11 protein-coding genes and 1 tRNA gene are annotated in these 15832 nt (G+C 41.1%); 8 read left to right on the top strand and 4 right to left on the bottom strand.

The annotated features are described in order from the left end of the window. Nucleotides 1–24: 24 nt before the first annotated feature. A complete protein-coding gene (gene hcp, locus DWX33_RS19630; RefSeq protein ID WP_005866246.1) occupies nucleotides 25–1671 on the bottom strand; it encodes a hydroxylamine reductase in 1647 nt (548 codons plus the stop codon). Nucleotides 1672–1785: 114 nt separating this feature from the next. On the opposite strand from hcp, the gene DWX33_RS19625 reads away from it, so the two are divergent. The 7 genes from DWX33_RS19625 (at nucleotide 1786) to DWX33_RS19595 (ending at nucleotide 12438) form a co-directional block, all read left to right on the top strand. After that, complete coding sequence (locus tag DWX33_RS19625; protein ID WP_005866248.1) at nucleotides 1786–2430, top strand: Crp/Fnr family transcriptional regulator; 645 nt, start codon at nucleotides 1786–1788, stop codon at nucleotides 2428–2430. 87 nt (nucleotides 2431–2517) lie between these two features. Beyond that, nucleotides 2518–3477, top strand: a complete 960-nt coding sequence (locus tag DWX33_RS19620) for a hypothetical protein (RefSeq protein WP_034532310.1) — start codon at nucleotides 2518–2520, stop codon at nucleotides 3475–3477. A 237-nt stretch (nucleotides 3478–3714) separates the two neighbouring features. Then, a complete protein-coding gene (locus DWX33_RS19615) occupies nucleotides 3715–4674 on the top strand; it encodes a hypothetical protein (protein WP_122380930.1) in 960 nt (319 codons plus the stop codon). Nucleotides 4675–5012: 338 nt separating this feature from the next. Then, nucleotides 5013–7799: a fimbrial protein gene (locus tag DWX33_RS19610; RefSeq protein WP_122380929.1), complete on the top strand. Its 2787-nt coding sequence runs from the start codon at nucleotides 5013–5015 to the stop codon at nucleotides 7797–7799. After that, a complete protein-coding gene (locus DWX33_RS19605) occupies nucleotides 7796–9604 on the top strand; it encodes a hypothetical protein (RefSeq protein WP_048927771.1) in 1809 nt (602 codons plus the stop codon). Before DWX33_RS19610 ends, DWX33_RS19605 begins: the two co-directional genes overlap by 4 nt. 61 nt (nucleotides 9605–9665) lie before the next feature. Further along, complete coding sequence (locus DWX33_RS19600) at nucleotides 9666–11342, top strand: Mfa1 family fimbria major subunit (RefSeq protein WP_199713341.1); 1677 nt, start codon at nucleotides 9666–9668, stop codon at nucleotides 11340–11342. A gap of 115 nt (nucleotides 11343–11457) precedes the next feature. Continuing rightward, nucleotides 11458–12438, top strand: coding sequence for a FimB/Mfa2 family fimbrial subunit (locus tag DWX33_RS19595; RefSeq protein ID WP_048927773.1), 981 nt, complete (start codon nucleotides 11458–11460; stop codon nucleotides 12436–12438). A gap of 7 nt (nucleotides 12439–12445) precedes the next feature. Here the strand turns inward: DWX33_RS19595 and DWX33_RS19590 are convergent, their stop codons facing one another. Beyond that, entirely contained in the window at nucleotides 12446–13036 is a 591-nt protein-coding gene (locus DWX33_RS19590) for a Crp/Fnr family transcriptional regulator (RefSeq protein WP_008779579.1), read from the bottom strand. After that, on the bottom strand, nucleotides 13033–14379 hold the full coding sequence (locus DWX33_RS19585) for an MATE family efflux transporter (RefSeq protein WP_122380927.1): 1347 nt from the start codon (nucleotides 14377–14379) through the stop codon (nucleotides 13033–13035). Before DWX33_RS19585 ends, DWX33_RS19590 begins: the two co-directional genes overlap by 4 nt. Before the next feature lie 161 nt (nucleotides 14380–14540). On the opposite strand from DWX33_RS19585, the gene DWX33_RS19580 reads away from it, so the two are divergent. Beyond that, a complete protein-coding gene (locus DWX33_RS19580) occupies nucleotides 14541–15416 on the top strand; it encodes a DMT family transporter (RefSeq protein WP_122380926.1) in 876 nt (291 codons plus the stop codon). A gap of 80 nt (nucleotides 15417–15496) precedes the next feature. Here the strand turns inward: DWX33_RS19580 and DWX33_RS19575 are convergent. Continuing rightward, nucleotides 15497–15584, bottom strand: a tRNA-Ser gene (locus tag DWX33_RS19575). Nucleotides 15585–15832 lie beyond the last annotated feature (248 nt).

The following is a 15832-nucleotide window of genomic DNA, read 5'->3' as shown; positions in this document are numbered from 1 at the left end:
AGAGCGGATCGGGAAAGGTTTATTTTACTTTCCTAGAAATAGTTCCATGTCTTCGTCCACGCTACCTATTCCGGCGATCCCGAAATTATCGACCAATACTTTGGCTACATTCGGCGACAAGAACGCTGGCAATGTCGGTCCTAAGTGAATGTTTTTTACGCCTAGGTAGAGTAGGGCGAGTAATACGATTACCGCTTTTTGCTCGTACCATGCGATATTGTATGCGATAGGTAATTCATTGACATCATCCAGCCCGAAGATCTCTTTTAACTTGAGGGCGATCATCACCAATGAGTAACTGTCATTACATTGTCCGGCATCTAATACCCGTGGAATACCTCTGATCTCCCCCAAAGGCAGTTTGTTGTAACGATATTTGGCACAACCGGCGGTTAATATGACGGTATCTTTCGGTAATTTCTCGGCGAATTCGGTATAGTAGCTACGGCTCTTCATTCTTCCGTCGCAACCTGCCATGACAAAGAATTTACGTATCGCTCCTGATTTTACGGCATCGATAACCTTGTCGGCTAATTGGAATACCTGCTCATGAGCGAATCCACCGATGATTTCTCCGTGTTCGATTTCCGTTGGAGGGGCGCATTTCTTTGCGTGTTCGATTAACGCAGAGAAATCCTTAGAGCCTCCGGGCTTACGATCGGCGATATGTGGGAATCCTTCGAACCCGGTAGAGCCGGTCGTATAGACCCGATCGGCATAAGTGGCGGAAGAACGGGGAGGGACAAGGCAGTTGGTCGTAAACAGGATAACTCCGTTGAATGTCTCGAAATCAGATGTTTGTTTCCACCAGGCGCTACCGTAGTTTCCTACAAAATGCTTATACTTCTTGAAAGCCGGGTAATAATGTGCAGGAAGCATCTCGCTATGTGTATAGACATCTATGCCTGTACCTTCGGTTTGTTCCAGCAAGTCTTGAATGTCTCTCAAGTCGTGCCCACTGATAAGTATACCCGGGTTCTTTCCTACGCCGATATTCACTTTCGTAATTTCCGGGTTGCCATAGGTGGAAGTATTCGCTTTATCTAATAAGGCCATGGCTTTTACTCCGTATTCGCCGCAGGTGAGTACCCATCGGGTTAAATCGGCGACGGTCAGGTCCGATTGAGTCGTTGCGACCAAGGCGTCTTGGATAAAGGCATAGAGGCTGGTATCCTCGAAGCCTAGATTGTAAGCGTGTTCCACGTAGGCAGCCATACCTTTTACCCCATAAGTGAGTAATTCTCGTAGAGAGCGGATATCCTTGTTTTCTGTGGCGAGAATACCTACTTCTTTCGATTTGACCTCCATTTCCTCTACTTTGTCCGATTTCCAAGTCAGACAATCGCAGGTTAAGGATGGATGGATTCCCTGTCGATGTAGCTCGTCGAGAAGGTTCTCCCGTAGCTGATAGGCTTCTTTGATCTTTGATACGAATCTGGATGAATCGAAATTGGCGTTTGTGATGGTCATGAAAAGTCCGTCGACGATAAACTTATTGGCCGTGGATGATTCCACGCCTCGCTTGCGTAAAGTCGTTGTTAGTTTGGAGATTCCCTTCATTAAGTACATCAGTAAATCTTGTAATCCGGCCACTTCGGCGGTCTTACCACATACACCTTTTAATATACAGCCCTTTCCTTGGGCGGTTTCTTGACATTGATAACAGAACATAGCTTTTATTTTATAAGTTTATCGCGAATGTAGGGGATAGAAGATCGTTTAACCTGTAACAGTTGTTACACTCTTTGATTATTTTCTTTATCTTTATCCGCAAAAGGAAGTTTTATGAATCTGAGTTTGTGTCCTATTTGCGGAAAATTGTCTGAGGAAGAGCAAACCGCTCTTTTCAGTTCGTTGGATTATTCGACAAGGTCGTTTAAGAAAGGTGACTGGGTGGCTCGTCAGGGAGATGCCTTATCTTCGCTTTATCTATTGAGTAAAGGACGGGTAAAGACTGAGATGATCACCGAAAGCGGGACAATTCTGGAAGTGGAGACTTTATCGGCGCCTACTCCTTTGGCCTCCGCATTTTTGTTTGCGGAAAATAATCGCTTCCCGGTAGATGTTATCGCCTTGGAGGAATGCGAGATCATTTTAATACCTAAGAATGCGGTGATGCGTTTGCTGGCGACAAACGAGCATTTTCTTCAAAGCTATATGGCTTTTAACGCCAACCGGACACAATTTCTTTCTGAACGTCTTCAATTATTATCGATTAAGACCATTAAAGGTAAACTGGCTTACTATATACTTAAACGTATTCAAGGAGATCATTATAAGCAGGATCGTAATCAAACAGAGCTTTCGGAATATTTTGGAGTGGCCCGTCCTTCATTGGCCCGTAGTTTCTCGGAAATGATAGAGGAAGGGGCTATTTCCCGGGAAGGGAAAATAGTTGATATGAATAAGCTGAAAAGCTACGTGCTTTGAAAATCCATCTACGAATGTACTTGTTCTCGAAACAACTTCCTCTCTATATATGTTACTAGAGTAGATGATTTTTCATTCGACATGGTTATGATGATAAATGAATTAAATACAGGCTTGATTGAAGCTTTAAAAGAAAAACTTCCCCCTAAGACAAATTTGGCGAATCTGTTGATGGATACCCTTTATATTGGCAGAGAAGCCATTTATAGGCGCTTACGTGGCGAGGTTCCTTTCACCTTGGAAGAGGCAGCTCTTATCTCAAGGAAATTGGGTGTGTCATTGGATAAAATAGTAGGGGTTAGTTTTAGTGCCAATGCCGTGTTCGACTTGAATGTGGTAGATCACGATGATCCTTTTAATGCTTATTTTACGATCTTGTCTAGATATGTGAAGATCTTTAGGGCCTTTCAGGATGATCCTACTACGGCTTTGGGTACCTCTTCCAATACTATTCCTCAGACCCTTTATTTGAAGCATGACCTTTTGTCAAAGTTTCGTTTATTTAAGTGGATGTATCAGAATAAGCATATCCAATGCAATCATTTTGAGAATCTGAAGATACCGGAAAAACTGGTTGATACCCAAAGAGAATTTGTATCGTTGACACAGTATATCCATTCTACGGATTATATTTGGGATAATATGATCTTCCATCATTTGGTCAATGACATTAAATATTTCTCCGATATCCATCTTATTTCCTGTGAGGATATACAACGTATCAAAGAGGAGTTATTAGTGTTGGTGGATGAATTGGAAGAACTTGCTATGAGAGGAAAGACCGAGGCTGGCAATAGTGTACGAATTTATGTATCGCATATTAACTTTGAGGCTACGTATAGTTATCTGGAAACAAGTTCTTTGCAGTTAAGTATGATACGGGTTTACTCGATAAATTCTATTACGACACAGGATTCTGAGATGTTTAATAGCTTGAAAGACTGGATTCAATCTTTAAAAAAGTTCTCTACCATGATCTCCGAGAGTGGAGAGATGCAACGTATCCAGTTTTTCAATAGACAAAGGGAGATTATAAATACGCTTTAGAGTTTGAACTTGTTTCGATAAATGAAACAACCTAGATCTTCCGATTGCGCGATTCGAAATTTATAGGTGCTTTTTTAGTTTAATTTCGTTTTCTATCTTTTTCTGTCTGTATTTGCTTTAATTAGAAAAGGAACAATTCTCATAGGCTTGCTTTATCGTACAAAACTATCGTTTACATGTTTTACATTTGCCTAATGTATCAAGGAATATTAATAGTTGGAAATAAGGTATAAGGCAATGAAAGATAGTATTGTAAATGAATTGATAACCGCAATGAAAGATAGGCTTCCTCCCGGACAAAATCTTGCTAATTTCTTGACGGATACTTTATGTATCGGGAGAGAGGCGGTGTACCGCAGGCTTCGGGGAGAGGTCGCTTTTACGATTGATGAGGTTGCGCAAATTTCCTATAAGTTGGGGATCTCCATAGATCAGATCATAGGAAATCACTTGCATAATAGAGTGACTTTCGATATGAACTTGCTCCGGTCTGCCAATGCGATAGAAAGTTATTATGAGATTATTGATCGTTACTTACGGATATTTGACTATGTGAAAGGAGATAAGAGTACGGAGGTTTGTACGGCATCGAATGTTTTGCCTTTTACGCTTTATTCCTCTTTTGAATATCTGTCTAAGTTCCGTCTTTGCCGCTGGTTATATCATCATGGACAGATAAAGACTCCAAATTCTCTATATGGGATGGCGGTGGAAGAACGAATTATAAATGTACATAAAAAATTAAGTTATAGCGTAAAGAATTGTCCGAAAACCAGTTTTATCTGGGATATGAATATTTTTGTTTCTTTCGTGAAAGAGGTCCAATACTTTGCTTGCCTGAATTTGATATCGAAAGAGGATGTTCTGTGCTTGAAAGAGGAACTTTATCAATTACTTACTCATATGGAGGCTTTATCTATCACAGGAGAGTTCAGTGAGGGCCATAAGGTGTTTTTCTACTTATCAAGCATTGATTTTGAGGCAACCTATACTTATATAGAGAAGCTGGATTTCCAAATTAGTATGCTACGAGTTTATTCAATCAATTCTATGGACTCCCAAAGTCCGCAGATTTGTAAAATGCAACGAGATTGGATTCAGGCATTGAAACGCCATTCTATCCTAATATCCGAAAGTGGAGAGGCACAACGTATCGATTTTATAAAAAGACAGAGATCGGTTATTGATATATTATAATTATAGATAAGACGAAATATAACGGACCTAATTTCTACATAAATGAATATTATAAGGGATGTTTATTGAGCCTTTAAGCGATCTTTCGTTTAAGGGCTTTTTCGTGGATTCTTATTAATGTGATTTGTTTCGATAATCGGAACTGTTTGATAAGAGTCTTGCGTATAATAGAAAAATAGAGCCTTTTGATCTTGTTTTTCTGGAAACTGTAACGGTCTGAAAAATAATTGCATAATTAGATGTAAACTGTGATTCATATTGTCATTATTGGGTGCATATTTAGTTTATTGTGACTTTTTATATCGTGATATTTGCATTATAACATTAGAGCAATTTTTATGATAGTGGAAGAGTGTAAAATATATAAAGGTTTCGTGGCAGTCTTGTTATTGATAATCCTTTTCTCATGTACGGATGAGACAATGATTAGCGGTAATGTGGAAGGAGCCTATATTTCTATTAGGAATATAGATTCTCAAAATACGACTCATTCGGGTAGCGAAGAGGACTACGACGTGAATACGCTTCGTGTTTTGGCTTTCAATAAGACAACGGGAGCGTGCATATCTAATATTCACTATAGTAAGAATCAATGGATAGAAAATATCATCCGGCATCCAATCGTAGCTGGGAATTATGATTTCGTATTTTTGGCGAATGAACCGACGGATAACGTTATAGCCAATAAACTGAACACTCTTTCACGTTATGACGATTTGAATCTTATCGCTTATCCCGCAAGCTCTTTTTCTTCGGAGAAATCGATCCCAATGATGCAGGAAATAAATAACGTAGAGGTTTTACCAAAAGGTAAAGGGGCTAAATTGAGTGATGGGACAACGGTTTCTTTATTACAACTGGCCCTTAATCGTCTGGGAGTTCGAGTAGATGTTGTTTTGGAGGCGGCAGATAATTTCGATGATATTTTTAATGGAGTTATATTTAGTGGTATCCCTAATTTGATCCCATTGACAGCTCAATATAGTGGCTCTACTATTGAGAGGAATGTAACACGTAATTTTACATTGAGAGAAGATGGTGATTATTTCTCCTCTGTTACTCCAAATATTCCCGGAATGAATTGGGCTCGGAAGATCACTCGTATTATTTTGCCCTCTAATGAGTTGGAGAGAAAGAACGATCCGGCAAATGCGGTGGTTTTTACGGTAGATATGGAGGATAGCTATAATCCCTCCTGTGAGTTGAAAATAAACTCAGAGCCGGTTGATTATAACTTGCCTAAAAATACGAAGCTAGATCTTACCGGGATCATTAAACAACCCTTGGAGATGAATATACAGGCATCGGATTGGGATTCAATAGCAAATGATTGGAATATATCTGGTAATAGAGTGCTAAATGTGTCACATACGGAGGTCGATATTACCGATTTTAACGGGGCACGAATCTCTTTCTCGTCCAATATGCCGGTTGTGAGGGTTTTTGATAAAGTAAAAGTGCTAAGTACAAACACTTATAAGGAAACGAATGAGGTGTTTAACGCTTTGTCGAGTCAAGAGTGGCAGCCGAACGCTGATGAGAGGATTTCGTATGATCCGAGTACTGGAGCGGGCTATATGGATATCTTACTTGATTTGCCAAACTATATTATAGGTAAGGAAACCTATGAGATTACATTGATGGCTGCGGAAGACTTCTCGGGGAAGAACGCTATTCGGAGAACGATAACCGTAAAGGTCAGTCAATATGGAAATCGTTATCCGTTTGATATTAATTCAACGAATCATCTATGGTCTAACCCTTATGTAGGGGCTTTCTATAAGGATGATGAAAGTGGAGAAAGGATAATTAGTGGGAACAAGTGGAGTTATTGGTATCAGTGGCGTGTGGAAGTTCCAACCGAATATCAGGATTTTATAGTGATAAGCTCGACACCTAGCTTTGATCCTAACGTTGGAACAGGTTCTCCGGGAGATCCGGAAGACTATCCGGTTATTCCTAATTCACAGAAAGGTGAGACAGGCAGTTTTGTACAAGGAAGAGGACGTGTTTACTTCCGGATAGGATTGAAGAGCAAGAATCCTAGAAAAGGAGTGCCTAGATATGGTGTCGTAAAGCTTTCTTATACGGAAAATGGGACGACTTACGAAACTGATTTATATGTCCGCCAAGGAGAGGCGCCTGATTATATAATGCGGAGGGGTACAAACGAGGGGCCGGATTTAGGTGTAAAATTTAGTGCGTACAATTTGACAGCTCGGTCATTCTTAAATGATGTTGATACAAAGGATGAATGGAAGCAGATAGATAAAAGCACTGATCAAGTTGATTTTGTTAAGTATCCGACTCAAGCCGGCGCTCATTTTCAATGGGGATTACCGGTAGCATATGCTTCTTTAGCACTTCGTGCGTATCACCCTACCAACGTGAATAATAAGAGTGCTACGTGGGAGTTATCGGAATGGCCGATAAGACGTATTGAGACTCCCACTTTTTGGGATGCTACGAGCGGGGATAAACTGAAAGATTATTACGAGATCTGTCCCCCGGGTTATCATCGTCCAAGCGACGGTCCCTTGGATAGGATTGTGTTGAATAGTTATACCTATAATGATGTATATAAATCCGAGATAAGAATGTCGTTATTCCGTAATCCAATGAAAGGGGATGGAAATTGGGTGACGGCTGAAAAACCGATTGATCCACAGAATAAACCGGAGAAATATATCCCTAAGATTCTGGAAGAGATCAAGTACGGATTCTATGCGGATGGTTTTTTCGACAGGCGTCCTATCGTGGAAAGAGATATGATCGATGGCATAGAAAGAGGTTCGGGGAAAGTCAGTAAGTATAAAGGAGTGTCTTTAGATACGACGGAAGCGGCTTATGGGGGTGTCTTGATATTTAATCCGGACAATAACGCCTCTATTTTCTTTCCGGCCGCAGGCCGAAGATGGCATACGGATGGTAGTTTGGAATATGCGAGTGAGACAGGGTATTATTGGTCTTCTTCGGCGGCTCCGGGGTGGACTGATACGTCAAGTGGAGAAGAGAAAGGTTCTGCTCACGGTAATATTTGGGGGATAGAGTATAATTATTTAGCGACAACTCCCAAGTCTTCGAGTCATCAATTTGGTTTTACAATTCGTTGCGTGAAAGAATGAGAATAATTAGTATGCATATGATCGGTTTTTGGGCTCTGTTATCCCTATTAATGCTATCTGGCTGTGAGCATGAATTTGCTTTGTCTGAACAGGTAGGAGAGGAAGAAGTCTTTTCTGAAAAAGTACAGCTGGAGATTTTCGCCCGTGCTAATTCGTACCATCTCCCGTCAACAAAAGGACTTATGGATGAGGGTACGGTGGGTAAGAACCCATGGATGTTTGTTTTCAAAGGAGAAGGGCCTAACGCTACTTTTGTGGAAGCCGTGCAAGCCTTTGAATTAGCGGGAAAAAGATATGTGATATTGACTAAACAATCGAATGACAGTAAATATCAGTTATTGATATTGGCTAATTCACCCGATAGATTTTATTATGGGGATGCGGTTACGGAATATGGATTCGATGAAACTGGATTTTCTGCCCAATTGATGCAAGGTTTGACGACATTGGCTGATTTCTGTACGAATATGCTGACGGCTCCATTGGCGGTACCTTCGGTTTCTGTCATTCCTTATAGTGGTAACGGGCAAGTGATCCCGATGAGTTATTTACTGGAAGTAGATAAGATAGATCATACAACAAAGATCGAGAATACGGACGGAACGCCCTTGATGCTTACCCGGGCGATCGCTAAAATGGTAATTGTCAATAAGGCGACGAACTTTGAGCTAAAGGGAGTTGTGGCGGTTATGAATGTACCTAGGCAAGGACCGTTTCATACGCTGGATGGTCTCATTAGGGATAATACCTCTAATTTGACTGAATACAGGAATGATGCTGCTTATTCATCCTTATTGGTTCAGGCAGATTTCATAGATGGGGGGGAGAGTACTGAGAATGATCCAGTCTATTTATATGAGTCTGATATGCGGAATAATACACACTTGATTATTCAAGGTGCGTATGGGGGACGGGATTATTTCTATAAAATGGCGATCGTCAATAAGGATGTCCAGTTAATGGATTTACAACGTAATCATTCTTATCAATTCACTATTGTTACGGCAAAAGGTCCCGGCTATGATACGGTAGAAGATGCAAAAGCCTCTAAACCTTCCAACACAGCTCTGGATTATGAGATCTCAGTTGATAATAGAGACTCATACGAAGTTGTAGCGAACAACGATTTCTTTCTGGGAGTCAGTAATTCGGTATTTATCGCCTATACGAGTGAGGGTGCCAATTTTGAGGTTTTTAAATTGATTACGGATTGCCGGACTCGTTTTCCGAATGCCTGCCGGATTAGTGATAATGGAAACGAGGTCGGCATTGGGGTACCCTTGCTGGTAAACCCATCTAATGGAGCGAGAATACCGATCGTGGATGATACGACATCAGATCCGAATATCACGGCTGTGGAAGCTCAAATATCGAATGGCTTGTTAGATCATGCGTATATCACGCTGAAATTGGGGACTCTCGAAAAGACGGTGCGTATTAGGCAAAGATATGCTATACCGGCGGCTGGAGTGACAATTAAATATATGCCGGCTGCGGATAGCAGCGATAGTTTCGATATGAACTACTATTGTCTTTCCGCATATGTGGAAGATGGGGCGGATGATCCTAAGAGCTGGATAAAGCTGCGTCCTTCCGTCGGCGCTGTACGGGAGGACACGGATAAGATCACGGTTGATGATGGGACAATTTATATTGAAGTCTTGGGGAATACAATGTCCAAACAGAGAAGTGGCATTATATACCTGACTACTATAAAAGATCCCGGTGTATCCTCGAATACTAATTCTGTACAACGTATAAAGTTAAATATTAGTCAATTATCCCAAACGGTCGTGACGGATTAAAAGATGACTAAGAGATAAAAAGTGATAAGTGTTTAGTTAGAAACAGTTTAATTGTTGTAAAATGAAAAAGAAAAGACTTTTTATGTTTGCGCTTGCGACGCTAGTGTTTGCTGCGTGTAGTGATGACCATGCTATTTCGGATGGGAATAGCGATGTAGTAACCGATCCTTCGGGCGATGCGTGGGTGGCTTTGAATATTAAGACTCCCGCCGCCGTTACCCGTGGATTGAATATCCCTAATCAAGAGAATGCGATAACAGGCGAATATGAGATTGAGGATGTTAAAGCGATTTTCTTCGATGGCGATCAAGATGCGAGTCTAGTTACAAAAGTGATAGACCTAAGTACCGGCTCCGGTGATTTGACATCTTCCGGCGCAAGCAGTAGCAGTAAGGCTTTTCAGATTCCGGCTACTTCTAAGACAATACTGATTATCGCGAATCCGGGTGCCGGTTTCTCCAGCGTCGGGGAAGGCTCTAGTTTCGTGGATGTGAACAAGGCGGTGAAGGATGAGTCGATAACAACGAGTGTCGCGAAAACAGGAACATTTTTGATGACAAACTCAAAAGGTCATCTGGAACCTTCGGATAACTCGGGAAATACGATAAACTTAACTCTTTATAAGAGCCAAGATGTCGCGGTAAAGAATCCGCTAGCGATTTATATAGATCGTGTTGTCGCTAAAGTACGTGTATATACCAGCGATGGCACTATGGATAATAGCACGGCATCGATCTATAGCCCGAAATGGATTCTGAACGTTACTAATAAATGGTATTATCCTGTATCGAGGAGGATTAAGACTTGGAATGAAGATCCTGCCAATACTCCGGATGCTCGCGGTACTTGTGTCACTCCATTCGATAGGTATGAGATCGGTTCATACCGGGTAGACCCGAATTACAACAATACGAATATCGGTGAGTGGAACGAGGCGAATCAAGTGGCGTATACGAATAATTACAATTTTGTGTCTGCTTCGACGAACGCATCTGCTATATCTTGGAATGAGATAAGTTCAGCATCTAATCCCGTTACTGAATATTGTCTGGAGAATACACAAGAAAAAGAGTATAACAACCATGCTTATACGACCCAAGTCCTTTTACAAGCGAACTTCGCGCCGAAGAAACTGAAAAAATTAGATGGCGGTACGGTTGATGTGGGAGAGGGTGAGTCTTGGATGATCGTAAATGGCGTAAGCTATACATATGATACCTTGATGGACTGGATAGAAAATGAGTTGACAAAGAAATATAAGGATGGGAACCCTGACGGTTATCCAACCTCTATATCAACAGCCTTCAACCGGTATGTAAAATACGTGGATTCCTCCAAGGAGGTTACTATTCCAACCGGAGATGAATTTAAGCAATCCGGTCAAAGCGCAGAAACGCAGGCTGCGGCACTTAAACAAAAATTTGTAGACGCAAGGCTTGCCGTAGAGAATAAAGGGGCGGGTAGTTATGGTACGGTCTTTTATTATGATGGTGGTGTAAGTTATTACAAGATCATGATTAAACATGATGACTCGGATAAGGCGATGAATGAGTTTGGAGAGTTTGGGGTTGTGCGTAATTCCGTTTATGATATTAATATCAAGGGATTTAATAATCCGGGTTATCCTACTATTCCGGATCCGGACCCAGATACGCCAGATGAGAATGATGAGACATGGTTGTCTATCCAGATTAACGTGAACCCGTGGACTTGGTATAGCCAAGAGGAGATCTTATGATTTTAGGTTATTAGTTAGGTATCGCAGGTTAGAGAAGGGGAGTTTCCAAACAGTGTTTTTCCTTCTGGGAACTCCCTTTAATTAGAGTAAGGATTAATTAGAAAAATAGAAAAATATGAAACAGAACCGTCTTATACGTTATACAATTTGGGGAATCCTTATTATCTGTCCGTGGATATTGACCTCTTGCGATATGTTTCATGAGGATCTTCCCGAATGTCGTTTATTTGTCAAGTTTAAGTACGACTATAATATGCTTTTCACGGATGCGTTCCATACGCAGGTGGATAAAGTGGAGCTTTATGTATTTGACAAAGACGGAAAGTTTCTGTTCAGTCAAGTAGAGGAAGGTGAAGCGTTGGCGACAGGCAATTACCAAATGGAGGTAAAGCTTCCGATAGGAGAATACCAATTTTTGGCTTGGGCCGGCGCACGTGACTCCTACGATATTTATACGCCTAGGGGAGAGAATACGATTACTGATATGAGGTTAAGGCTGAAACGTGAGGAGTCTCTTATCATCAGTAAAGAACTGGAGCCTCTTTGGTATGGTTATATCAGTGACGTTGATTTTACAGGGACCAGCCATCAGACTGAGACGATTGATCTGATAAAAGATACGAATAAGATACGGTTTGTTTTTCAAGGCTATTCCGATAGTTATATCCGGGCTACCTCCGGAGATAATTGGAATGTGAACATGAATGATTATGAATATGAGATCATCGAGTCGAATGGCCATCTGGCCTATGACAACTCGTTATTGGAGGATGATGTGTTAAGTTTCCGACCTTATTATATGGAACAAAAGTCATCATCGGCGGCAGCTGTCGAGTTGAACACGATGCGGCTGATGGAAGATCGGCCGACACGTTTTGTCGTAACGGAGAAGTCTACCGGCAAAAAGGTATTCAATATTAATTTGACAGATTTTTTAGCCTTGACTAGTATGGAGGGAAATAATATGGATGTACAAGAATATCTGGATCGCCAAGATAGATATAAGATTATCTTTTTCTTTGCTGATAATACATGGAATGCCGTACAGGTAAATATAAATGGCTGGACATGGTATCTCCAGTCCGAGGGGATATGAAGGGGCTTTACACGATAAAGGTTAAGGAACTAGCTAACTTTGCCCGGATTCTACTTAAGGATTGAGCCGTGACACCTAGATAAGAAGCTATATATTTTAGGGGGACGGATTGGATGATTTCGGGCTGCTTGTCCAATAGAATGGCGTAACGTTCAATGGCGGTTCGTTTGTAAGAACTTAACCATGAAGTCTCGATCTCAAGCATAAAATTCTCTAGAATCCTTCTTCCGATATTTGCTAATTGCACGGAGGATTGAAATAGGATTTCTAGTTTCTGTTTGGATAGGCAATACGCCTCGCTTTCCGTAACGGCTTCTATGGTATAAAGAGAAGGAGAGCCGGAAGTATATCCCCATACCGGGAGTGCGATCTCGCTCTCCACGGCGAACCAAAAGGTATCTTCCGTCCCATCTTTAAATGTATAAGCCCGCCAGATTCCCTTGGATAAGATATACATATTCGTGTTTATCTCACCTTCATGTACGATTATATCTTTGGGGACAAACGACATCATCTCTGCGCTTTCCAGCAATAACTGCATGGCCTGCTCAGAGATTGAAAACCGTTCCATCACTTTCTGGCGAACTTCCTCTTTCATGCTCTTCTACGTTTCAATAGATAGTATACCACTATGATTACAAAAGTAATTAATTCCGACAAAGGTACGGCCAGCCAAATACCTTTAATTCCGCAGACAACAGGTAGGTACATGAAACTTAGGGTGATAATCACGATTCCTCGTAGAATAGTGAATAGCGTAGCGGGTTTGAAACGTTCTATGCTCTGGTAGTACCCGATACAAACGATATTGAGAGCGAAAAAGACATATCCCAAAGAAAAATAGGGAATGCCGGAGACCGCTATCTCGTAAGCGTTGCCATGATTACCGAGAAATAAGGAGGAGACTTCCGGGCAGAATAAAATAGTACCCACGCAGGCGAGTCCTCCGCACACGACAGCGCATAGCAGGGCTAACTTAAACGCCTGCCGTACTCTTTTCCACTGCTGTATGCCATAGTTGTAGCTTATGATCGGCTGGGTAGACTGGGCGATCGCATTGTTCACCATGAATACGATAGGAAAGCAATAACAGGCTACACTATAGGCGGCAACCCCGTCTTCCCCAAGGTATCTCATGAATATATAATTACCCACCAGCATCATACAAGCGATAGCTGCCTCAGTTAAGAACGCGGAAGAACCAAGCTTTACCATGTATCCGATATTGCGGATTGTCAATAAGATACTTTTAAGCGAGAATTTAGGGCGGTAAAGATGTAATACTTTAGAAAAACCTACGATATAAACCACGATCATAATACTTCCTACGATTACGGAAATAGCGGAAGCTAAAGCGGCTCCCATTAATCCCCAATGCAATGGGAAAACGAAAATATAGTCTAATGTTAGGTTTATCAGGGCCGGGATAGCGCTGCATAACATGGCGTATGTAGGTGATCCGTCTAACCGGATAATGAATAACCCGATATTCAATAACATGTAAAAGGCAAGGAACGGGGCGATCCAGTTCATATATTCCAATACGGAGGGCAATAATTGTTCGGAACTACCCAATAAAAGAGCGACCTCAGCACGGAATGTCATCACTAACAAGGAAAGCGATAACATAATACATAATGAGACCGAAAGCGCTTGCGTGATATTAATATTCGCTACCTTGACTTTCTGGTGTGAAAGGTGGATCGAGGCGACGATAGATGCGCCTACTCCGAACATAAGCCCGATTCCGGTTGCTAACATGAAAAAAGGAGCCACGATATTTACCGCAGCCAAGGCGTCACTTCCTACGCCTCTTCCTACGAATATTCCATCGGCGATATTAATAGTGGCGGAAAGGATCATACCTAATAAGGTAGGGATAAACATCATACGGAACAACTTCGGAATGTTCATTGTTCCAAAATCAATACTGTCTTGCATCGTCAGTTTCTTTTCTTTTTATTTTTGCGGCACAAAAGTAGGCTTCTCCATTTAGAAAAAAGTTACCATTAGGGTAAAAAACGGAGTATTTATCAAGTTTGAATTCGATAGCTTATATTTCCTTTGTACATTTGTCCATAATTAAATATTATAGTGACATAATGAAAGACGCATTTATAAAACTGCATATATCTATTATTTTGGCAGGTGCGACGGGCATATTTGGAAAATTGATTAGCTTGAATGAAGCCCTATTGGTCTGGTATCGTATGATGCTTGCGTCTTTGTTGTTTTTACTCGTTTTATCCGTCGGCAAAAGATTGAATCGAATTTCTTTCGGGGATGCCTTGAGGATAGGGGGAGTAGGGTTATTGCTGGGATTGCATTGGGTTTTCTTTTATGGAAGTATAAAGGCTTCGAATGTGTCTATTGGAGTGGTTTGTTTTTCTCTGGTAGGTTTCTTTACGGCTTTTCTAGAACCATTGATTAATTGTCATAGAGTGTCTTTCAAGGAGGTTGCTTTTAGTTTGTTGACTTTATTCGGGGTGGTGCTGATTTTCCATTTCGATACTCGCTATCGTTTAGGAATAGGTTTGGGTATTATATCATCCGCTTTAGCGGCTTTGTTCACGATCACGAATAAGAAGATCGGAAATAATTATTCAACAAGTACCATGCTCTTGTATGAAATGGTAGGTGGCTTTATCGGGCTTTCCTGTATTTTACCGTTCTATTTGCGATATTTTCCTGTATCGACGATTGTTCCCGGGCTATTAGATTTTACTTATTTATTGCTTTTAGCTTCTGTTTGTACGATTGGTTTGTATTTACTTCAGATACAAGTCCTGAAAAAGATCTCTGCGTTCACGGTAAACTTGAGTTATAATCTGGAACCTATTTATAGCATTATCTTGGCTATGCTTCTTTTTAGTGAGGCTAAAGAGTTGAACGCCGCTTTTTATATAGGGCTAGGGGTAATAATATTGTCTGTCATCTTACAAACACTAAGTGTTATTCGATCAAACAAGAAGATTTAGTGTAGGTAACAAAAAATTTAAAAAGTCCCACAAATCGTTGGATTTATGGGACTTAACTGTTTATTGTCTGGTTAGTTCTGCGGAGAGAGCGGGATTCGAACCCGCGAAACCCTTTAGGGGTTTACACGCTTTCCAGGCGTGCCTCTTCAACCACTCGAGCATCTCTCCAAGGTCTTGTTGAAACCGGGTGCAAAGGTATTGATTTTTTTTGATTATGCAAGAGTTTCGCTTGCGAATTTACATAGAGATGCAATGTCTGGATGCGATTACTTGGCTCACCCGATATTTATTGGGAACAGAGTTAATTCAAAGGGATAAAACAAGAATCGCGGATGTCAGCTTAATGCGATGAATAGTATCTTTTTGATTGAAATGCCTTCTTTTTCACGACACGGCTCTCTGGCTATAAAAGCCAA

Source organism: Parabacteroides sp. AF19-14 (genome assembly GCF_003635485.1).
GTDB lineage: Bacteria > Bacteroidota > Bacteroidia > Bacteroidales > Tannerellaceae > Parabacteroides > Parabacteroides distasonis.
This window is presented reverse-complemented; position numbering and strand designations above follow the sequence as displayed.